Origin of the sequence: Catellatospora sp. NPDC049111 (assembly GCF_040648615.1) — a bacterium.
GTDB classification, from domain to species: Bacteria; Actinomycetota; Actinomycetes; order Mycobacteriales; family Micromonosporaceae; genus Catellatospora; species Catellatospora aurea.
The window spans coordinates 16388-35662 of the sequence record NZ_JBEZEB010000003.1; the positions used below are offsets into that span (position 1 = coordinate 16388).

Annotated in this window: 19 protein-coding genes and 1 pseudogene; 5 read left to right on the forward strand and 15 right to left on the reverse strand. The window is 71.8% G+C overall.

The features are described from left to right. Positions 1-102: 102 nt before the first annotated feature. The 4 genes from purL to AB0B66_RS04910 all read right to left on the reverse strand — a co-directional run bounded on the left by purL (position 103) and on the right by AB0B66_RS04910 (position 4239). Positions 103-2595 carry a phosphoribosylformylglycinamidine synthase subunit PurL gene (purL, locus tag AB0B66_RS04895; protein ID WP_360523040.1) on the reverse strand — a complete coding sequence of 831 codons (2493 nt, stop codon included), beginning with the start codon at positions 2593-2595 and terminating at the stop codon, positions 103-105. Beyond that, a complete protein-coding gene (purQ, locus tag AB0B66_RS04900) occupies positions 2592-3278 on the reverse strand; it encodes a phosphoribosylformylglycinamidine synthase subunit PurQ (protein ID WP_360523043.1) in 687 nt (228 codons plus the stop codon). Before purQ ends, purL begins: the two co-directional genes overlap by 4 nt. Next, a complete protein-coding gene (gene purS / locus AB0B66_RS04905) occupies positions 3275-3517 on the reverse strand; it encodes a phosphoribosylformylglycinamidine synthase subunit PurS (RefSeq protein ID WP_120317757.1) in 243 nt (80 codons plus the stop codon). The genes purQ and purS overlap by 4 nt, the downstream gene beginning before the upstream one ends. A 119-nt stretch (positions 3518-3636) precedes the next feature. Continuing rightward, the gene (locus AB0B66_RS04910; protein WP_360523046.1) at positions 3637-4239 is read right to left on the reverse strand and encodes a TMEM165/GDT1 family protein; all 603 of its coding nucleotides are present in this window, start codon (positions 4237-4239) and stop codon (positions 3637-3639) included. Between the two features lie 63 nt (positions 4240-4302). On the opposite strand from AB0B66_RS04910, the gene AB0B66_RS04915 reads away from it, so the two are divergent. After that, entirely contained in the window at positions 4303-4737 is a 435-nt protein-coding gene (locus AB0B66_RS04915) for a TM2 domain-containing protein (protein ID WP_360523049.1), read from the forward strand. 38 nt (positions 4738-4775) lie between these two features. On the opposite strand, the gene purB is transcribed toward AB0B66_RS04915, so the two are convergent. The 4 genes from purB to AB0B66_RS04935 form a co-directional block, all read right to left on the reverse strand. Further along, a complete protein-coding gene (gene purB, locus AB0B66_RS04920; protein ID WP_360523052.1) occupies positions 4776-6218 on the reverse strand; it encodes an adenylosuccinate lyase in 1443 nt (480 codons plus the stop codon). Positions 6219-6346: 128 nt separating this feature from the next. Next, positions 6347-7075, reverse strand: a complete 729-nt coding sequence (locus tag AB0B66_RS04925) for a hypothetical protein (RefSeq protein WP_360523055.1) — start codon at positions 7073-7075, stop codon at positions 6347-6349. Between the two features lie 44 nt (positions 7076-7119). After that, on the reverse strand, positions 7120-7617 hold the full coding sequence (locus tag AB0B66_RS04930; RefSeq protein ID WP_360523058.1) for a SigE family RNA polymerase sigma factor: 498 nt from the start codon (positions 7615-7617) through the stop codon (positions 7120-7122). Positions 7618-7756: 139 nt separating this feature from the next. Then, positions 7757-9019 (reverse strand): acetyl-CoA C-acetyltransferase, encoded by a 1263-nt coding sequence (locus AB0B66_RS04935; RefSeq protein WP_360523061.1) that lies wholly within the window; start codon positions 9017-9019, stop codon positions 7757-7759. A 46-nt stretch (positions 9020-9065) separates the two neighbouring features. On the opposite strand from AB0B66_RS04935, the gene AB0B66_RS04940 reads away from it, so the two are divergent. Both AB0B66_RS04940 and AB0B66_RS04945 read left to right on the forward strand, forming a co-directional pair. After that, positions 9066-10367 carry a 3-oxoacyl-ACP reductase gene (locus tag AB0B66_RS04940; RefSeq protein WP_360523064.1) on the forward strand — a complete coding sequence of 434 codons (1302 nt, stop codon included), beginning with the start codon at positions 9066-9068 and terminating at the stop codon, positions 10365-10367. Then, on the forward strand, positions 10367-11167 hold the full coding sequence (locus AB0B66_RS04945; RefSeq protein ID WP_360523067.1) for a MaoC/PaaZ C-terminal domain-containing protein: 801 nt from the start codon (positions 10367-10369) through the stop codon (positions 11165-11167). Before AB0B66_RS04940 ends, AB0B66_RS04945 begins: the two co-directional genes overlap by 1 nt. On the opposite strand, the gene tadA is transcribed toward AB0B66_RS04945, so the two are convergent. From tadA to AB0B66_RS04970, 5 genes are all read right to left on the reverse strand, one after another. Next, a complete protein-coding gene (gene tadA / locus AB0B66_RS04950) occupies positions 11157-11663 on the reverse strand; it encodes a tRNA adenosine(34) deaminase TadA (RefSeq protein ID WP_360524107.1) in 507 nt (168 codons plus the stop codon). The two genes, AB0B66_RS04945 and tadA, sit on opposite strands and share 11 nt — an antisense overlap. Beyond that, on the reverse strand, positions 11627-12136 hold the full coding sequence (locus AB0B66_RS04955; RefSeq protein ID WP_360523070.1) for a tRNA adenosine deaminase-associated protein: 510 nt from the start codon (positions 12134-12136) through the stop codon (positions 11627-11629). The genes tadA and AB0B66_RS04955 overlap by 37 nt, the downstream gene beginning before the upstream one ends. Before the next feature lie 109 nt (positions 12137-12245). Further along, on the reverse strand, positions 12246-12455 hold the full coding sequence (locus AB0B66_RS04960; RefSeq protein ID WP_360523073.1) for a hypothetical protein: 210 nt from the start codon (positions 12453-12455) through the stop codon (positions 12246-12248). A 133-nt stretch (positions 12456-12588) separates the two neighbouring features. After that, a complete protein-coding gene (locus tag AB0B66_RS04965) occupies positions 12589-12897 on the reverse strand; it encodes a hypothetical protein (protein ID WP_360523076.1) in 309 nt (102 codons plus the stop codon). A gap of 61 nt (positions 12898-12958) precedes the next feature. Next, positions 12959-13954: a prephenate dehydrogenase/arogenate dehydrogenase family protein gene (locus AB0B66_RS04970; RefSeq protein WP_360523079.1), complete on the reverse strand. Its 996-nt coding sequence runs from the start codon at positions 13952-13954 to the stop codon at positions 12959-12961. Positions 13955-14046: 92 nt separating this feature from the next. On the opposite strand from AB0B66_RS04970, the gene AB0B66_RS04975 reads away from it, so the two are divergent. Next, entirely contained in the window at positions 14047-15204 is a 1158-nt protein-coding gene (locus AB0B66_RS04975) for a hypothetical protein (protein WP_360523082.1), read from the forward strand. 63 nt (positions 15205-15267) lie between these two features. Here the strand turns inward: AB0B66_RS04975 and AB0B66_RS04980 are convergent, their stop codons facing one another. Together AB0B66_RS04980 and AB0B66_RS04985 are read right to left on the reverse strand one after the other, a co-directional pair. Next, entirely contained in the window at positions 15268-16254 is a 987-nt protein-coding gene (locus AB0B66_RS04980) for a hypothetical protein (RefSeq protein ID WP_360523085.1), read from the reverse strand. Between the two features lie 40 nt (positions 16255-16294). Then, positions 16295-18145, reverse strand: coding sequence for a M48 family metallopeptidase (locus AB0B66_RS04985; protein WP_360523088.1), 1851 nt, complete (start codon positions 18143-18145; stop codon positions 16295-16297). Between the two features lie 164 nt (positions 18146-18309). Here AB0B66_RS04985 and AB0B66_RS04990 point away from each other — a divergent pair. Further along, positions 18310-19092, forward strand: a pseudogene (locus AB0B66_RS04990) (PHP domain-containing protein); the annotation flags it as partial. Between the last annotated feature and the right edge of the window lie 183 nt (positions 19093-19275).

A 19275-nucleotide genomic window follows, 5' to 3' on the forward strand; every position in this document is an offset into this window, starting at 1 on the left:
GCAAGTCCAACGATCATGGGCGCGCCCGGCGGCGGAAACGACGCGGGTGCCGTTCCCGCTGCGGACAGCGGAAACGGCACCCGGATCAGAAGGTGCGTGGGATCAGCCCTCGGTGCGGCGGCCCTCGTCGTCGGCCTGCGCGACCTCGCCGGGCTGCTCGGCCGGCTCGCCCTCGGCGAGCAGCGCCGCCGGAGCCTCGACCAGCACGGTCTCGGTGACCTCGACGCCCACCGCGGTCTCGACCACGGCCAGCGTCTCGACCACGGTCACGGTCTCGACCGCCGGTGCGGCAGCCGCGCTCGGCTCGTTCGAGCCGAACAGTCGCGGCAGCGTGCCGGTGAAGGCCTCGCGCAGCTCGGCCTGCGACACCGTGAACCGGCCCGCCTCGCCGTGGCCGATGACCTTCAGGTCCGCGCCCTCGTCGTCGACCTGGCCCAGGATCGTCGCCGGCAGCTCGTGCTCGGCCAGCAGCGTCTCGAACGCCTGGCGGTGGCCCACCGGCACGGAGATCAGCACCCGGCCCGCCGACTCGCTGAACAGCGATACGAACGGCTCGATGTCCACCGGCAGGGTCACCGTCGCGCCCATGCCCTTGCGCAGCACCGACTCGACCAGCGCCTGGCCGAGGCCGCCGTCGGACAGGTCGTGCGCCGAACGGACCAGGCCGGTCTCGGCGGCCTTCTGCATGAAGCCGGCGATGGCCTGCTCCCGCGCGAAGTCGACCTTCGGCGGGCGGCCGCCGAGGTGCCGGTGCGCGACCCAGGCCCACTCGGAGCCGGACAGCTCCAGGCTGGTCTCGCCGAGCAGCACCAGCACGTCCCCGGTGTGGCTGAAGCCCATCGGGATGCGCTGCGCGGTGTTCTCCAGCACGCCGAGCACACCCACGACCGGGGTCGGGTGGATCGCCACCGCGCCGGTCTGGTTGTAGAAGCTGACGTTGCCACCGGTCACCGGGATGCCCAGCTCCTGGCAGCCGTCGGCGATACCGCGCACGGCCTCGGCGAACTGCCACATGACCGCCGGGTCCTCCGGCGAGCCGAAGTTGAGGCAGTCGGTGACGGCGACCGGCTCGGCGCCGGTGACGGCCACGTTGCGGTACGCCTCGGCCAGGGCCAGCTTCGCGCCCTCGTACGGGTCGAGGCGGGCGAAGCGGGAGTTGCAGTCCAGCGACAGCGCGACGCCGAGACCGGTCTCCTCGTCGAGGCGGACGATGCCGGAGTCCTCCGGCTGCGCCAGCACGGTGTTGCCCAGCACGTAGCGGTCGTACTGCTCGGTCACCCAGCTGCGGTCCGACAGGTTCGGCGACGCGGCGAGCTTGAGCAGCGTGTCCTTGAGCTGGAAGTCGTGGTGCGGGCGCGGCAGCGTCTCGGCACGGTCGGCCTGCAGCAGGATCAGGTCCGCGGGCTCGCGCAGCGGCCGGGCGTACACCGGGCCGTCGTCGGCGAGGCTGCCCGGGGGCACGTCCACCACGGTCTCGCCGTGGAAGGTGATCCGGACCCGGCCGGTGTCGGTGACCGTGCCGATCGGCGTGGCGATGACGCCCCACAGCTGGGCGATGCCGAGCACCGCGTCCAGCTTGGCCGGCTCCACGATGAAGAGCATGCGCTCCTGGGACTCGCTGGCCAGGATCTCGTGCGGCTCCATCGAGGCCTCACGCAGGTGGACCTTCTCCAGCTGGATGTCCATGCCGGTGCCCGCCGACGCCGCGGTCTCGGTGAGCGCGCAGGTCAGGCCCGCGCCGCCGAGGTCCTGCACGCCGACGATCAGCTTCGACGCGTACAGCTCCAGGCACGACTCGATGAGCAGCTTCTCGGTGAACGGGTCGCCCACCTGCACGCTCGGCCGGCGCTGCTGCGACTCGTCGTCGAAGGTCGCGCTGGCCAGCACCGACACGCCGCCGATGCCGTCCCGGCCGGTCTTCGCGCCCATCAGCACCACGATGTTGCCGGGGCCGTCGGCCTCCTTGCGCTGCAGGCCGTCGACCGGCAGCACACCGAGGCTGAGCGCGTTGACCAGCGGGTTGCCCTGGTAGCACTCGTCGAAGAAGACCTCGCCGCCGACGTTGGGCAGGCCCAGGCAGTTGCCGTAGCCGCCGACGCCCGCGACGACGCCCGGCAGCACCCGCTGGGTGTCCGGGTGGTCGGCCGCGCCGAAGCGCAGCGAGTCCATCACCAGGATCGGGCGGGCGCCCATGGCGAGGATGTCGCGCACGATGCCGCCGACACCGGTCGCCGCACCCTGGTAGGGCTCGACGAACGACGGGTGGTTGTGCGACTCGACCTTGAAGGTGACCGCGATCTTCTCGTTGATCTGGATGACACCGGCGTTCTCGCCCATGCCCGCCAGCATCCGGTCCGACGGCGGAGCCTTCTCGCCGAACTGGCGCAGGTGCACCTTGCTCGACTTGTACGAGCAGTGCTCGCTCCACATGATCGAGTACATGGCCAGCTCGGACTGGGTCGGCCGGCGGCCCAGGATCTGCCTGATCCGCTGGTACTCGTCGTCCTTGAGGCCGAGCTCCAGGTAGGGCTGCAGCTCCTCAGGGGTGGACTCGGCGTTCTTCACCGTGTCCACGGTCATCGACTCCAGGTTCATGCTGCCGCCTTAGCGTCGGCCAGGTGCTTGAGCACCGACGAGAAGAATCCGAGGCCGTCCAGGGACGGGCCGGTCAGCGCCTCGACCGCGTGCTCCGGGTGGGGCATGATGCCCAGCACGTTGCCGGCCTCGTTGCGGATCGCCGCGATGTCGCGGGTCGAGCCGTTCGGGTTGCCGCGGATGTAGCGCGCGACGATCTGGCCGTTGGCCTCCAGCTCGTCCAGCGTGCGCCGATCGGCGACGTAGCAGCCCTCGCCGTTCTTCACCGGGATCAGGATCTCCTGTCCCTCGGTGAAGTGGTTGGTCCACGCCGTCGAGGAGTTCTCCATGCGCAGCCACTGGTCGCGGTTGCGGAAGTGCAGGTGCTGGTTGCGGGTCAGCGCGCCGGGCAGCAGGTGGGCCTCGCAGAGGATCTGGAAGCCGTTGCAGATGCCCATGACCGGCATGCCCCCACGGGCGGCGTCGGCGATCGTCTCCATCACCGGCGCGAACCGGGCGATCGCGCCGCAGCGCAGGTAGTCACCGTAGGAGAAGCCGCCCGGGAGCACCACGGCGTCGACGCCGTGCAGGTCCGGGTCGGCGTGCCAGAGCCGTACGACCTCGGCTCCGGAGATGCGCGCGGCACGGGCCGCGTCCCCGTCGTCCAGCGAACCGGGGAAGGTCACCACACCGATCTTGCTCATGCTGCTTCGACTACCCGGATCTCGTAGTCCTCGATGACCGGGTTGGCGAGGAGCTTGTCCGCGATCTCGCGAGCCCTCTCCAGGTCGGCATCTCCAGCGAAATCGATCTCCACACGACGACCGATACGCACTGAGGCGACGTCATTGACGCCCAGGCGGGGCAGCGCGTTCGCGACGGCCTGCCCCTGCGGGTCGAGGATCTCGGGCTTAAGCATGACGTCAACCACGACGCGAGCCACGGGGAAACTCCTGACTTTTTTCTATGTCTGCCTGTCCGCCACGGGCATGCACAGATTACCGGTCGGCTGATTCGCCCCTTGTTCAGGGGAGCGCCAAATCCCCCAGGAGTTCACTGCTTTCACAGAGCTGAGAGCAAGGTCACGACCGCGAGGACCGCGCACACCCCCGCACCGACGTAACGGATGACCGATAGCTTCACCCGTTTCAACAGCCAGCGCCCGAGGAGCACGGCGAGTCCGGAAACCGTCGCCAGACCGAGCCATCCGCCCAGAAACGTCGGCAGCATCGGCCGCCCACTGGCCACCAGACCCGCCAGCAGCAGTTGCGACAGATCGCCCCATTCGGCGGTGAAGAGCACCGCGAAACTGGCCGCCGCGGCCCGCCAGCCCCGCTTCGGCTCGACGGCCTTGGCCTCGAACTCGGCCTCCTGCTCCTTCTCTTCCGCATCGGCCTTCTTCGCCCCCCGGGCCAGGATGAACGCCCCGGTGGCGAACAGCAGGGCGGCCACCAGCTGCACCGGCTGGGTGGGCAGCTTCGCCAGCAGCGCACCGAAGGCCACCGCGATCACGCACTGCACGCCGAACGCCGCGACCACCCCGAGCCAGGTGGGCAGCGGCCGGTAGCGGGTGCTGAGCACCAGCGTCGCGACGAACGTCTTGTCCGGCAGTTCGACCGGAACGATAGCGACGTACGCGACTAAAAGCGCCGTAAGGAACTCCACGGGTCGATCTTCTCAGCCGGATGGGGGGCCGCGTGACCAGGACGGACTCGATACGGTCAGCACATGACATATCCGCCCCCGGCTGACGACCCGTACCGCGCGGCCGACCCGTACGCGCTGCCCGCCGCCCCGCCGCCCGCGGCCCCCGTCTCCTGGGGCCCCAGTTCGGCCGTCCAGCCCTACAGCGGCGTGCCGGGCGGCTACGGCTACGGGCCGCCGGTGTCCGACAAGAGCAAGGTGGTGGCGGGCCTGCTGCAGATGCTGCCCGGCTTCCTGCTGGGGCTCGGCGGCATCGGCCGGCTCTACGCCGGGCACACCACGCTCGGCATCCTGCAGCTCGGCGCGACCCTGGTGGGCTGGGCGTCCTTCTGGTGCGGCATCTTCCTGATCCTGCCGCTGTTCATCTACGCCGCGGTGTGGCTCTGGTTCGTCATCGACGGGATCATCCTGATGGCCGGCAACCCCGTCGACGGCCAGGGCCGCCCGCTGCGCTCCTGACGGCAGCACCCGCACGCTGCGGGTGCTGCCGCCGGGGGTCAGAGAATGGCGCCCGGGGTGTACGCCGCCGCGGCCGGGTGCTGGGCGGCGATCTTCTCGACCTGCGCGACGATCGCGGCGACCTGCGCCGACGCCGCACCCACGAACGCCGAGCGGTCCGCCACCAGCGCGTCGATCTCAGCCCGGGACAGGCCGAGCCGCGCGTCGGCGGCCAGCCGGTCGAACAGGTCGTTGTCGGCCTGGCCCCGCTCGCGCATGGCCAGCGCCACGGCGACCGCGTGCTCCTTGATCGCCTCGTGCGCGGTCTCCCGGCCGACGCCCTTCTTCACCGCACCGACCAGCACCTTCGTGGTGGCCAGGAAGGGCAGGTAGCGGTCCAGCTCGCGGTTGATGACGGCCGGGTACGCGCCGAACTCGTCGAGCACGGTGAGGAACGTCTGGAACAGGCCGTCCAGGGCGAAGAAGGCGTCCGGCAGGGCCACCCGGCGCACCACCGAGCAGGACACGTCGCCCTCGTTCCACTGGTCGCCGGCCAGCTCGCCGGCCATGCTCGCGTACCCGCGCACGATCACGGCCAGGCCGTTGACCCGCTCACTGGAGCGCGTGTTCATCTTGTGCGGCATCGCCGACGAGCCGACCTGGCCGGGCTTGAAGCCCTCGGTGGCCAGCTCCTGGCCGACCATCAGCCGGATCGTGGTCGCCAGGCTCGACGGGGCGGACGCCGCCTGGGCCAGCGCGGTGAGCACGTCGAAGTCCAGCGAGCGCGGGTACACCTGGCCGACGCTGTCCAGCACCCGGCCGAAGCCGAGGTGCCCGGCGACGCGGCGCTCCAGCTCGGCGACCTTCGCGGCGTCCCCGTCGAACAGGTCGAGCTGGTCGGCCGAGGTGCCGACCGGGCCCTTGATGCCGCGCAGGGGGTAGCGGGCGATCAGCTCATCGAGGCGCTCGTACGCGATGAGCATCTCCTGCGCGGCGCTGGCGAAACGTTTGCCCAGCGTGGTGGCCTGGGCCGGGACGTTGTGCGAGCGGCCCGCCATGATCAGGTTGTCGTACTCGGCGGCGCGGGCGGCCATCCTCGTCAGCGCGGCGACGATCCGGTCCCGGATCAGCAGCAGCGAGTCGCGGATCTGCAGCTGCTCGACGTTCTCGGTGAGGTCGCGTGAGGTCATGCCCTTGTGGATCTGCTCGTGACCGGCCAGCGCGCTGAACTCCTCGATGCGCGCCTTCACGTCGTGCCGGGTCACCCGCTCCCGCTGCGCGATCGAGTCCAGGTCGACGGTGTCCAGCACTCGCTCGTACGCCTCGATGACGCCGTCCGGGAGCGCGATACCCAAGTCGCGCTGCGCGCGGAGCACGGCGAGCCAGAGCCGCCGCTCGGCGCGGACCTTCTCCTCGGGTGACCACAGCGTCACCAGTTCAGCGGAGGCGTAGCGGGTGGCCAGGACATTCGGAACGTGCGGGCGCTTTGTCACGTGCCTCATTCTCGCACGCAGCGATCGACGCCCCTGGCGAGGCCGAGCGGCCGTGACGGTCACCCAGGGGACTTCGACGTGATCAAGCGAGCCACCGGGCAACCCGCCCAGTGGCTCGCCCCGCCCGGCACCATCCGCTAGGCGATCACCTTCGACGCGACCTCGTTCGCGATCGCCTGCAACTGCGACAGACTCAGCGGCGTCTCCCCCTCCTGGTACGGGGGTAGCTCAGCTCGGGCGTACATGGAGAACACGTCGTTTTTGCAGGTCAGCACGAAGAGCCGCCCGTCGGCCAACTTCACCGCGACCATGTGCGTCAGGCTCCCCTTATACGGCTCGTCACTCCGACGCGTCATCACGGATCCGTACTGCCCGAGATCCTGAACGATGCGGGCGTACAGCATGCCCTTGCGGCCGCCGACGGCAATGCCGTTGGACCCCACGAAGATGTCGCGCTTTTCGCCCTTTATCAGTGCCGTGCGGTGGTACACCATCTGCAGCGGCCCGTTCGGGGGCGGCGGCTCTCCAGGGGAGCCGGCGCGGGGCATCGCCGGCAGGAACAGCCACTGCCGATCCGGGGCGGCCGCCAACACCGCCTGGTCCAGCTCCGCGCTGAGCCGCCGCGCCGTCTCGTCCGCTTCGGCCGGGGTGCCGTGCACCAGCCGGAACCCTTCGGCGGGCGCCGGAGCGGCCGTGACACCGTCGATGGCCGGAACGGCGATCGGAGCCGGCGAGCCGCCCGGGGCCGCGCCGAACACCAGCGCCGCGCCCACGAGCAGGGCCAGCCCGCCCGTGGAGACTCCCGCGAGCCGGCGTGCCACCGCGCCACGCCGCTCCCGGCCGATGATCCGGTCCACGTCCACCATCGCCGCCGGAACCTCACCGACGACCTCGTCGAACAGTTGCCTGGTCATGCCATGACCCCCATCGGGACGACCTGGCGACGCAGCGTCTCCAGGCCTCGTGCGGACTGGCTCTTCACGGTGCCGACCGAGATCCCCAGCACCTGGGCGGTCTCCTCGACCGAATAGTCGAGGTAGTAGCGCAGCACGACCACCGCGCGCTGCCGCGGGCCGAGCGACCCCAGCAGCCGGTTCAGGCCGTCGCGGTCGAGGACGTCGTGCTGGTCCGGCACGGCCTGTTCAGGTAGTGCGGATGTCGCGCGCTCCCGCCGCCACGGCCGACCGACCTCGTCCAGCCAGGCGCGGGTCAGCACCCGCTGCGCGTACGCGTCGGGATTGCCGGCCGCGCGCACCTTGCGCCAGTGCCGGTACAGCTTGCCGATGGTCACCGAGACCAGGTCGTCCGCGGTGTGCCAGTCGCGGCTGAGCAGATAGGCGGTACGTCGCCAGCGGTCCATCCGCTCCGCGACGAACGCCCGGAACCGTTCTTCCTCCGCCTTCGTCATCCCTCACCTCCCCTTCCCCCGCACGACCGCCCCCACCGGCTGCGGGGTTGCACGCAGTTTCAGGGAAACAGCAGCCTTCGAGACGGCAGTTGCCGCAGTTTCAGGGAAACTGCGGCAACTGGGGAACGGGTTTGCGGGGTCAGCGTTCGAGGATGGCGACGACGCCCTGGCCGCCGGCGGCGCAGATGGAGATGAGGGCGCGGCCGCGGCCCTTCTGGGCGAGGAGTTTGGCGGCGGTGGCGACGATGCGGCCGCCGGTCGCGGCGAAGGGGTGGCCCGCGGCGAGCGAGGAGCCGTTGACGTTCAGCTTCGAGCGGTCGATGCTGCCCAGGCCGTTGGACTCCCAGGCGGCCAGGGTGGCGAGCACCTGCGAGGCGAACGCCTCGTGGATCTCGTAGAAGTCGAAGTCCTGGAGCTTCAGGTCGAGCCGGGACAGCAGCTGCGGCACGGCGTACACCGGGGCCATGAGCAGGCCTTCGGGCTCCGGGTCGCCGTGCACGAAGTCGACGGCGGCCGTCTGCGCGGTGACGAAGTGCGCCAGCACCGGCAGCTTGCGCTCGGCGGCCCACTCGTCGGTGCCGAGCAGCACGACGGCGGCCCCGTCGGTGAGCGGCGTGGAGTTGCCCGCGGTCATGGTGGGGTTCTTGCCGCGCAGGCCGTAGACGGGCTTAAGCGCGCCGAGCTTCTCCAGGGAGGTGTCGGGACGCAGGTTCTGGTCGCGGGTGAGGCCGAGGTAGGGCGTGACCAGGTCGTCGAAGAAGCCGGCGTCGTACGCGGCAGCGAGTTTGCGGTGCGAGTCCAGCGCGAGCTCGTCCTGGTCGGCGCGGCTGACGCCCCAGCGCTCGGCGGTGATCGCGGCGTGCTCGCCCATGGACAGGCCGGTGCGCGGCTCGGCGTTGCGGGGCAGCTCGGGCTTGAACGGCTGCAGGGGACGCAGCGCCATCGCGGCCTTGATCCGCTCACCCGTCGTCTTCGCGTTGTTGAGGCGCAGCAGGATGCGGCGGAACTGCTCGTTGAGGGCGAGCGGGGCGTCGGAGGTGGTGTCGACGCCGCCGCCGATGCCGGACTCCAGCTGGCCGAGCGCGATCTTGTTGGCGATGTAGTTGATCGCCTGGAGGCCGGTGCCGCAGGCCTGCTGCAGGTCGACGGCGGCGGTGGCCGGGTCGAGGCCGGTGCCGAGCACGGCCTCGCGGGTGAGGTTGAAGTCGCGGGAGTGCTTGAGCACCGCGCCCGCGGCCACCTCGCCGAGGCGCTGCCCGGCCAGGCCGTGGCGGGCGATGAGGCCGTCCAGGGCGGCGGTGAGCATGTCCTGGTTGGAGGCTCGGGCGTAGCGGCTGTTGGAGCGGGCGAACGGGATGCGGTTGCCGCCGATGACGGCGACCTTGCGCACTCTGTCAGTCACAACAGCCTCCTGGTGTCAGACCTTACTCGCGAGTAAGGTCTACCGCATGAGCGACCGTTACACAAGTTTCGCAAGGTCCGGGCCGGGGCGGGCGATAGTCAAGCGGCTCGGGCTGCCCGATCCGCCGCGGCTGCCGCGCTACCGGTCGGGCGACGCGCTCATCCCCGGGCCGGTGCTGGTCGGCCCGTCGGACGGTCCGCGCTACGAGGAGCTGGCCAAGCTGCTCGGCTCGAACGAGCAGGGCGAGAAGCACCACGCGCTGGTCTTCGACGCCACTGGCATCAGCACCCCCGCCGGACTGCGGGCGCTCTACGACTTCTTTCACCCGGTGGCGCGCTCGCTGACTCCGGCCGGGCGCGTCATCGTGCTCGGCCTGCCGCCGAGCAGCGCCGCCGACCCCGGCCAGGCCGCGGCCCAGCAGGCGCTGGACGGTTTCGTCCGCAGCGTCGGCAAGGAGTTCGGCCGGGGCACCACGGCCCAGCTGGTGCGGGTGCACCCCGAAGCGGACACCGCGGCGCTGCGCTCGACGCTGGAGTTCCTGATCTCGACGAAGTCGGCGTACGTCAGCGGGCAGACGATCACCGTGGACGCGACTCCGGCAGTCGAGGGCAAAGACCTGACCGGCAAGGTCGCGCTGGTGACGGGGGCGGCGCGGGGCATCGGCGCGGCGATGGCCCGGGTCCTGTCCCGCGACGGGGCGCACGTGATCTGCCTGGACGTGCCGTCGGCCGGGGACGATCTGGCGAAGGTCGCCAACGAGGTGCGCGGTGAGGCATACCAGCTGGATCTGACCGGGGCCGACGCCGCGCAGCGGCTCGTCGAGCACGTCCGGGAGCGGCACGGCCGGCTCGACGTGCTGGTGCACAACGCCGGCATCACCCGCGACAAGACGCTGGCCAACATGGACCAGGCCCGCTGGGACAGCGTGCTCAAGGTCAACCTGATCGCCCCGGCGCACGTCACCGAGGCGCTGCTCGACGCGGGCCTGATCCCGGCGGGCGGCCGCATCGTCGGCGTGGCCTCGATCGCGGGTGTGGCGGGCAACCGCGGGCAGACCAACTACGCCGCCAGCAAGGCCGGCGTGATCGGCTGGGTACGCGCGCTCGCGCCGGTGCTCGCCGCGCAGGGCGTCACCGTGAACGCGGTCGCGCCCGGCTTCATCGAGACCGCGATGACCGCGAAGATGCCCGTGCTCATCCGCGAGGTGGGGCGGCGCATGAACAGCCTGTCGCAGGGCGGCCTGCCGGTCGACGTCGCCGAGACGGTGGCCTGGTTCGCCGCGCCCGGCTCGGCCGCCGTGACCGGCAACGTGGTGCGCGTCTGCGGCCAGTCGCTGCTGGGGGCCTGATGCCGAGTCTGCTGCGCGCCGCGCTGTCCGTGGTGCCGTTCCCCCGGCCCAGCACGCTGCCCGAGGACACGCTGACCGCCACGGTCACCGTCGACCCCGAGCATCTGGCCCGCTATCAGCGGGTCTGCGGGTTCCGGCTGAGCGATCGGCTGCCGGTCACGTACCCGCACGTGCTCGGCTTCGGGCTGCAGCTCGACCTGATGACCCGGCGCGACTTCCCGTTCCCGGTGGTCGGCGGGGTGCACGTGGCCAACCGGATCGAGCAGCACCGGCAGCTCACCGCGAGCGACGTCCTCGAACTCTCGGTCCACGCGCAAGATCTGCGCGAGCACCCGCGCGGACGGCAGTACGACGTGATCACCACGGCGGCGGTCGGCGGCGCGGTCGTGTGGCGGGACGTGTCCACCTACCTGCGCAAGGGCCCGTCGCAGACGCCGACGGCCGAGCGCCCGGCCCGCGAACCGGCCCCGGCGACCCCGCCGCATGCGACGTGGCGGGTGCCGACGTCGACCGGCACCGCGTACGCCGAAGCGTCGGGCGACCACAACCCGATCCACACCTCGTGGGTGGGCGCTCGGCTGTTCGGCTTCCCGAAACCCATCGCGCACGGCATGTGGAGCAAGGCCCGCTGCCTGGCCGCCCTGGAGGGACGCCTGCCCGACGCCTACACCGTGGACGTCTCCTTCAAGCTCCCGATCCTGCTCCCGGCCACAGTCGGCTTCACCTACACCGGCCGCGACCTCACCCTCCGCGACGCCCGCACCGCCAAACCCCACCTGGCCGGCACGATCACGGCGTGAGCGGCCCGGTCCGGTCGAAGAAGGCGCGGAGCATCGCGGCGGATTCGTCGGCCAGGACGCCGGAGTAGACCTCGGGGCGGTGGTTGAGTCGGCGGTCGCGGAGCACGTCCCAGAGCGAGCCGGCCGCGCCGGTCTTCGGCTCCCACGCGCCGAAGACCACCGTGGCGATCCGGGCCAGCACGATCGCGCCCGCGCACATGGTGCACGGCTCCAGGGTCACCACGATGGTGCAGCCCTCCAGCCGCCACTCGCCTCGCGCGGCCGCTGCGGCGCGCAGGGCGAGGATCTCGGCGTGCGCGGTCGGGTCATGGGCGGCCTCCCGCTCGTTGCGGCCGATCGCCAGCTCCGTGCCGTCGGGGGCGTACACGACCGCGCCGACCGGCACGTCCGCGCTGTCGTCGCAGCCCGCCGCGACGTCGAGGGCGCGGCGCATCCACTGCTCGTGCCGCGGCCGGGATCTCAAGACTCGCGCAGCTCCTCGACCTCGTCGCCGCAGCCGATCGCCTGGCACACCTCGGCGGTCACGTCGGCGGGCAGCAGCCCGTCGGTGGCGCAGAGGGCCAGTAGCTTGTGCGCGGAGACGCCGAGGTCGGCGAGCAGGTCGGCGTCGCCCACCGGGTCGGCGGTGGGGTCGGCGGCCGGGCGGTCCTCGTCGTCGTCGGCCGCCTCGACCTCCTCGATCTCCACGACCGGGGCCTCGACGTCGCTGAGCAGGAGCTTGCCGAGGCGGGACTCGTCGGCGAAGGCCGAGTCGGAGCCGAAGATCCGCAGGTCCTCACCCTCGTCGAGGCGCAGGATGACCAGGTAGGCGTCGTCGGACTCGACGAACATCAAGGAGACGTCGGCAGCCGGGTCGGCGTCGCGGAGCAGGTCGGCGACCTCGTCCACGTCTGCCGCGTCATGCAGGTCGAGTTCGCTGGCGGCCCAGCCGGACCGGCCCCGGACCACCGCGGCGGCGAAGTACGACACGGTCCCCCCAAATGGTGTCGATATGGGCCACGGGCGAATCACAGGTCACCCGTGAGTCGGTCATCCGGCGGGTGTCGCCGAGTGATGACCCTGATCTGACAACGACCAGTCAGCCCGCCAGTCGCCGACGCATCGCGATCAGCTCGCGGAGTTTGTCGGCCGCGACGGCTCTGCCGGCCCCCCGGACGGCACGCACGGTGCTGGCGGCGCTGCGCACGGCGGGGAGCTGGCGCTCGCGGCCGGTGCCTGTCGACAGCTCGGCGAGCAGCTGCAGACGCCGGCGACAACGGTCCGGGTCTGGCTGCTGCGGCGTCCACATACAGCCGAGAGTGCCGCGCGGGTGTGACCTCCGTCAAGTCCGGTAACGCGGTTGTTTGGCGACGCTGCGTGACCGCTGCTCCTCAGCGCGGTACCGGTGCCGAGGTTGTTTCTCGGGTTTAACACAAGGTCACTCACAGTGGCCAGGCTCCTCGACGGATCCACTCGGCGACTACGGAGAGTGCCGCCGCGGTCCAGGCGACACCGGTGGCCGCGGCAACGCCCGCGGCGACCCCGCGGTCGCCGTACCGGCTGAGGGCCAGCGCGGCCGCCCACGCGAACAGACCCGCGACCAGGGTCCAGGCGACGTAACCGCTCAGGGTCGCCCCGAACATGCCGAACGACAGCAGCCACACGCCCGCCGCCAGCGCCCCGGCGACGACCGCCCAGGGGCGCACCGGATGGGGTTCGCGCAGCGTGGGACGTGTCCGTGTCTGGGTCATGCCCGCTCCTCGCCGCGCCAGTCGACGCAACGACCGGCAGCCTGCCACCCGATCCGCCTGCTCACGCCCCTTCAACCGGCAGGAACGCCGTCACGGTACGGCGGTCCGCGGCGACCTCGCTGATCCAGCCGCCGGCGCGGCCCAGCCGCAGCAGCGTCTCCACCCGGACCGGGACCTGCTCGGGGCGGCCCGGCGCGGGCGGCCAGGCCCGCCGGGCGGCGTGCCCGTCCTGCGCCCAGTCCCGCACTGCGCGCAGCGGGTCGCGTCCCTCCAGGGCTTTGGCCGCGTCGTCCAGGCGGTCCTGCACGTCGGCGAGCGCGGCCAGCACCGCCGCGGCGTTGCCCCCGCACATCGCGGCCACCAGCTCCGGCCGGCTGCCCGCGACCCGGGTGCCGTCCCGGAACGAGCCCGCGGCCAGGGTCAGCGCGAGCGGGTCGGTGGCGGCCGTCGCGGCCAGGGCCAGTGCCAGCAGGTGCGGCACGTGGCTGATCGCGGCGACCGCGCGGTCGTGCTCGGCGCTCGTGGCCGGCACCACCCGAGCGCCCAGCGAGGTGACCAGACCGGCCACGGTGAGCCAGTCGTCCAGACCGGTCTGCTCGTCCAGGCACAGCACCCAGGCACAGCCGGTGAACAGGGCCGGATCGGCGGAGGCGAAGCCGGACACGGACTTGCCCGCCATCGGGTGCCCGCCGACGAACCCGGCGAGCGGGTTGGCCGCGCGGCGCAGCCGGGCCGCGACCGCCTCCCGCACCGGCCCCTTCACCGAGGTCACATCCGTGATCAGGCCGTGGTAGCCGCTGGCGACCAGCGCGTCGAGCACGTCGTCCAGGGCGGGCAGCGGCACCGCCAGCACCACCAGCCCCGCGTCGGCCGCGGCGTCGCGGATCGTCGCGGTGATCTGCCAGCGCTGCGCCGCGGGCACCCGGGCCGCCGCGCTGCGAGCCGTGGCCCGGGTCTCCGGGTCCGCGTCGAAGCCGAGCACGCGATGCCCGGCGGCGGACAGGGCGCGCATGAGTGATCCGCCGATGAGCCCGAGTCCGATCACCGCGATGTTCACACGCGCAGCCTGCCACACCGCGAGCGTGGGAGCGTCGGCCCGGTGGGTGCCTCGTTGGGCATGACGTGCTGAAATGTTCTGCATTGCGCAATATGACGGTGGCCGCCGCATTGGGCGTGCTGGTCTCACCGCTGGCCTTCACGGCCGTCGTCGCCGCCCCGGTCAACCCGGTCCCGGCTCCCTCGGTCACCTTCAACGGGGAGGTGCTCGCCACCACGTACTGGGGCAACACCATCTACGTCGGCGGCGACTTCACCTCGGCCACCAGCAACGGCAAGTCGGTCGGCAGGTCGCGGCTGGCGGCCGTCGACGCGCGCACCGGTGCGCTGCTGCCGTGGAACCCCGGCGCGGACGCCCGGGTCACCGCGCTGACCGCCGACTCCGGCGGTGTCTACGCCGCCGGGTCGTTCCACAAGGTCAACGGCGTCAGCCGGGACAACCTGGCGAAGATTAGCTCGTCGGGCGCGGTGGAGAGCACCTTCAAGCACTCGATTTCGGGTACGCCGTACGCCATCGCCGTCGGGCACGGCCGGGTCTACCTGGGCGGCTCCATCACCAGCGTGGACGGGCAGGAGCGCACCCGGGCCGCCGCGTTCGACGCGCGCTCCGGCGCGCTGGACCCGAACTGGCGGCCGCACGTCAACGACATCGTGCGCGCCCTGCTCGTCTCCTCCGACCGGGTCTACCTCGGCGGGCGCTTCAACGCGGTGAACTGGCTCAAGGGCACCGGCAAGGTGGCCGCGGTCGACCCGGCGCGGGGCGACGTCGACCTGGGCTTCTGGTCGCATGTCACGGCGATGGTGCACGACCTGGCGCTGGACGGCGGCACGCTGTATGCCGGGATCGACGGCGGCGGCGGCCGGGCCACCGCGATGGACCTGGCCGGCAACGCGAAGTGGACCATCACCACGGACGGCGACGTACAGGCGGTCGCGGTTCTCGACGGCACCGTCTACCTCGGCGGGCACTTCGACAACGTGTGCAAGAGCGCCAACGTCGGCCACAAGGGCGTCTGCCTCGACGGCTCGAACCGCCGGGTCAAGCTGGCCGCGGTGACCCTGTCCGGCGAGCTGCTGCCGTGGACCGCGAACGGCAACGGCTCGGTGGGGGTGAACACCCTCAGCGCGAACCGCGACCTGGGGCAGCTCGTCGCGGCAGGGGCGTACACCGCGATCAACGGCAACCAGCAGCGTCGTTTCGCCCTGTTCAACCTGGTCAGCCGCCCAGGCTTCCTGGACACCGGCTGGTGATCCGGACCGGGTCATGACGAAGGGCTCCCACCGTGTGGTGGGAGCCCTTCGTCGTGTGTGCGACTACTTGATGTTCTGGATCATGACCGCGATCAGGCCCGCCACCACCGGGGAGAGCACCACCAGACCGGCCTTCAGCTCGCCGAACGTGGTCTGGTCCAGCCCGAGCAGCTTCTCCAGCTTCGCCTTGTTCTCGGCCGCCTCGATCAGCTCGCCGGTCGCCACCTCGTCGAGCGAGAAGTGCCGCTCCAGGTAGAGCTGGCCGCGGCGGCGCAGGGTCGCCGCGGTCGGGGCGAACATCGCGCCCACCACGAACGAGGCGACCACTCCGGAGTAGAGCACCACGCCCTTGTCCAGCGCCGCGCCCCAGTCGAGCGCGGCCGCGTTGACCGCCATCACCAACAGCACCAGGATGCCGAGCTGGCTCATCATGCGCGCGCACATCCGGCGCAGCCGCAGCAGCGCGTCCAACTGCTGGCCGGGCGTGCCGGGCAACGGGTCCGCGACCACCTGCTTGACCGCGGCGAGCGTGGCCGCACTGGTCAACCCGCCGAAGATGGCCAGGGCGGACAGCGCCACCCCGCGGCTCGTCAGGTTGTCCGCGCCGCTGTCGCTGCGCAGCACGAACGGCGTCGCGTAGACCAGCGCCCCGGCGAGCACGAGCACGCTTCCCACGGAAAACCACACCCGCCGTTTGACGATGACGTGTAGGCGGCGCACCTCCGCCCACCGGGACAGGCCGAACCCGAATGCCTCCCCGGCGGCCGCGCCCAGCAGGGCCGCGACCACGACGAACGTCATCGGGTGCTTCGGACTGCTCCAGGCGATGCCCGCGCCGATCAGCGCTCCGACAAGCATGGTGAGCAGGCGGAAGTCGCCGATCGACCAGCCGCGTTCCTCGCGCGCCTCGGCCTCGTGCGCGGCGGCCACGACACCTCCGTGCGGGACGGACCGGGCCGGCTCGCCGTAGTCGAACGCCGCGACGAGGCCGCCGGACGGTCCGGCCGGCTCGGCGGGGTGGTGCGGGTCGGGCTGGCGTTGCTGGATCACGCGATACTCTCCCGTCGGCATCGGCTCGACCGGCATCCGGTCACTCCCCGGCGAACTGTGCGAACACCTCGTGCAGCACCTCGCGGCTCTTCTTGTGCAGCTCGTCGCCGGTCCACGACTCCTTGAGCTCGATGCTCCGTCCATCGTGGAGCTCGATCGTGGCACGGATCGGCACCTGCTTGACGATGGTCACCTTGCGGACCTCCTCGTACGGCACGAAGCGGTTCATCTCGGCGATCTTGGCCACCGGCATCGAGGCCATCATCGCCTTCATCCGCTTGGTGCCCTCGTCCTTGTCGCCCTTGGTCGGCACCGCGATCAGCCCGTTGTCGAGCACCAGCAGATCGGCCTCGCCGCCGTCGAAGGTGACGTTGCCCAGACCCGCGATGACGTCGCCGCCCCGGGCGGTGGCCGTCGCCTCCACCACCACCGCCGCCGTGATCTCGATGCCCAGCTCGCGAAGCTGGTCGACCGCCAGGGCCGTGGTCGCCGGAACGACCGCCAGCTGCGCGATCGGCGCGAGGTCCAGCGGCTTGCCGTCGAGGCCGAGCAGTTCGGCCGAGTCGGTCCACGACGCCTGCCAGGTCGCCCGGTCCGAGCGAACCGCGGCCAGCATCAGCAGCAGTTCCAGCACGTCGGCGAACTTGGCCGCGGCCTCCTTGCGGGTCGCGTTCTCGTAGAAGGCCTCGCCGAGTTCGCCCGCCCGGCCCGCGGCCATCGCGTCCATCACCTCGTACAGGCCGACCACCGGGCGGTTCATCTGCCGGGCCAGCTCGCGGAAGATGTTGTCGGCGGTCTTCTGCAGTCGGCGGCTCGCGGTCGCCGCGGTGAACTGCGGCCAGGGCAGCACCTGCCGCCCCTCGGTCCGCACCGAGAGCCGGTGCAGGTGGCCGCTCATCGTCGGCAGGTCGGGGATCAGGTCGGTGGCGCGGCGGCGGTCGTTGCTCGGCATGCCCTCGGGCAGCGCGTTGATGGCGGCGATGCGCACCGCCAGCGGCGGGTGGGTGTTCCAGCGCGAGCCGGTCTCCCGCTTGGCGGCCTCCGGACGCAGTCGCGCGATCTCCTCCTCGCGGGCTGCCAGCATCTCGCCGAAACCGGCGAACACGTTGTCCGGCAGCATGCCCAGCTCGGCCCCGGGGCCGACGTAGCGGTTCAGGTAGAACGCGTACGCCATGTCGACGACCGCGATCTCGGTCAGCGCCGCGACGGCGGCCTGCCGGCCCGCCAACCGCACCGAGGCGGCGTCGGCCTCCAGCTCCTGGCGGCGCGACACCGCGTTGTCCACCAGCAGGTATGCCCGCGCGTAGAGGCGGATCGGCCAGCCCGCGACGTTCCACTTGCCGATCCGGCCGATCGCGCCCTCCATGGCGATGCGCCCGCGGTAGGCCACCGCGCCCAGCCGCAGGTGCGCCTCGGAGTAGTGGCCCAGCTCGTGGGCGAGCACCGCGCGTAGCTGGTCGACGTTCAGCGCCTGCAGCACCGGCAGGCCGACGTAGAGGTAGCGGCGGCCCGGGATGAGCCCCAGCAGGCGGGAGTGTTCGGACACGGCGGCGTTGACCTCGGGCACGATGCGCAGCTCGTCCGGCGCCCGGGTGCCGACGCCCTCGGCCAGCCGGCGCACCTCGGCCCACAGCTGCGGGGCCTGGTCGGGGGTCACCACGACGCCGGGCATGGGCTCGTTCTTGAACCGGACCGCCTGCCACAGCGCCCAGCCGACACCGCCGACGATCGCGACGAACAGCGGCGCGGTCACCTTCACCGCCAGAGCCGCCGGGCCCACGGTGATCAGCCAGACGGCGAACGCCACCGAGGCCAGGAACTCCACCAGGACCAGTACGAAGAAGCCGATCAGCATCAGCACGCTGAACAGCGCGCGCATACCCGCTTTCATGGCACATCCCTCCCCGTGCGCCCGGACCGCTCGTGCCGCGGGCATCCCACCGCGTCACGCGGCGTGCCGGACCTTATCGCGGCCCCCTGACCGCGACAATCCCCTTCCCCGCCTGGGGTTTGCGGGCATGCGGCTAGCCTGGCGGGGTGAGCGGATCAGGTGGGCTGCGGAAGCTGCTGCGCGGGGACTGCCACGTGCACACCGACTGGTCCGACGGCGGCGACCCGCTGGAGGCGATGGTCGCCGCGGCGGCCGCGCAGGGCCACGACTACGTGGTGCTGACCGACCACTCGCCCCGGCTGACCATCGCGCACGGGCTGTCCGCGCAGCGGCTGCGCCGTCAGCTCGACGCGGTCGCGGCGGTGAACGAGGCGCTGGCGGGCACCGGGTTCCGGGTGCTGACCGGGATCGAGGTGGACATCCTGCCCGACGGCAGCCTCGACCAGGAGCCGGAGTTGCTGGCACAGCTCGACGTCGTGGTCGGCTCGGTGCACAGCGAGCTGCGCATGGACAAGCCGAAGATGACCCGGCGGCTGCTCGCCGCGCTCGCCCAGCCGCACCTGGACATCCTGGGCCACTGCACCGGCCGCAAGCTGCCCGTGGTGACCGACGCGCGGCACGCGTCCCGGGGCGGCGCGCCACGGCGGCGCGCTCCGAGCAGCTTCGACGTGGACGCGGTGTTCGCCGCGGCGGCCCGGCACGGCAAGGCCATCGAGATCAACTCTCGGCCGGACCGGCTCGACCCGCCGTCGAACCTGCTGCGCAAGGCGGCCAAGGTGGACGGCCTGCGCTTCGCGATCAACACCGACGCCCATGCCGTGGCGCAACTCGACTGGCTGGGCAACGGCTGCGCCCGCGCCGAGGCCGCCGGCATCACCGCCGACCGGATCGTGAACACGCTGCCCGCGGACGAGTTGCTGGCGTGGACCCGTACCCACCAGGCCTGACGAGCGCGCCCAGCCGCCGGCCCGCACCGGGCCCCACCACCGGGGCCCACGGCCTTGATCGCTCGACTTGCCAGGCAGGTGGGGGAATGGCCGGTCAAGATACGCACAGGTGCCGGGCAAGTCGAACAATCTTGGTGCGCCCCGCGCCCGCACTGCCCCGCACCGCGGCCCGCGCGGCCCGCG

Excerpts from the sequence above, each read along its gene's own strand:
- purL (WP_360523040.1), bottom strand. The coding sequence starts at position 2,595 with ATGAACCTGGAGTCGATGACCGTGGACACGGTGAAGAACGCCGAGTCC.
- purQ (WP_360523043.1), bottom strand. The coding sequence starts at position 3,278 with ATGAGCAAGATCGGTGTGGTGACCTTCCCCGGTTCGCTGGACGACGGG.
- AB0B66_RS04915 (WP_360523049.1), top strand. The coding sequence starts at position 4,303 with ATGACATATCCGCCCCCGGCTGACGACCCGTACCGCGCGGCCGACCCG.
- purB (WP_360523052.1), bottom strand. The coding sequence starts at position 6,218 with ATGAGGCACGTGACAAAGCGCCCGCACGTTCCGAATGTCCTGGCCACC.
- AB0B66_RS04925 (WP_360523055.1), bottom strand. The coding sequence starts at position 7,075 with ATGGTGGACGTGGACCGGATCATCGGCCGGGAGCGGCGTGGCGCGGTG.
- AB0B66_RS04930 (WP_360523058.1), bottom strand. The coding sequence starts at position 7,617 with ATGACGAAGGCGGAGGAAGAACGGTTCCGGGCGTTCGTCGCGGAGCGG.
- AB0B66_RS04940 (WP_360523064.1), top strand. The coding sequence starts at position 9,066 with ATGAGCGACCGTTACACAAGTTTCGCAAGGTCCGGGCCGGGGCGGGCG.
- AB0B66_RS04945 (WP_360523067.1), top strand. The coding sequence starts at position 10,367 with ATGCCGAGTCTGCTGCGCGCCGCGCTGTCCGTGGTGCCGTTCCCCCGG.
- AB0B66_RS04960 (WP_360523073.1), bottom strand. The coding sequence starts at position 12,455 with ATGTGGACGCCGCAGCAGCCAGACCCGGACCGTTGTCGCCGGCGTCTG.
- AB0B66_RS04965 (WP_360523076.1), bottom strand. The coding sequence starts at position 12,897 with ATGACCCAGACACGGACACGTCCCACGCTGCGCGAACCCCATCCGGTG.
- AB0B66_RS04975 (WP_360523082.1), top strand. The coding sequence starts at position 14,047 with ATGACGGTGGCCGCCGCATTGGGCGTGCTGGTCTCACCGCTGGCCTTC.
- AB0B66_RS04985 (WP_360523088.1), bottom strand. The coding sequence starts at position 18,145 with ATGAAAGCGGGTATGCGCGCGCTGTTCAGCGTGCTGATGCTGATCGGC.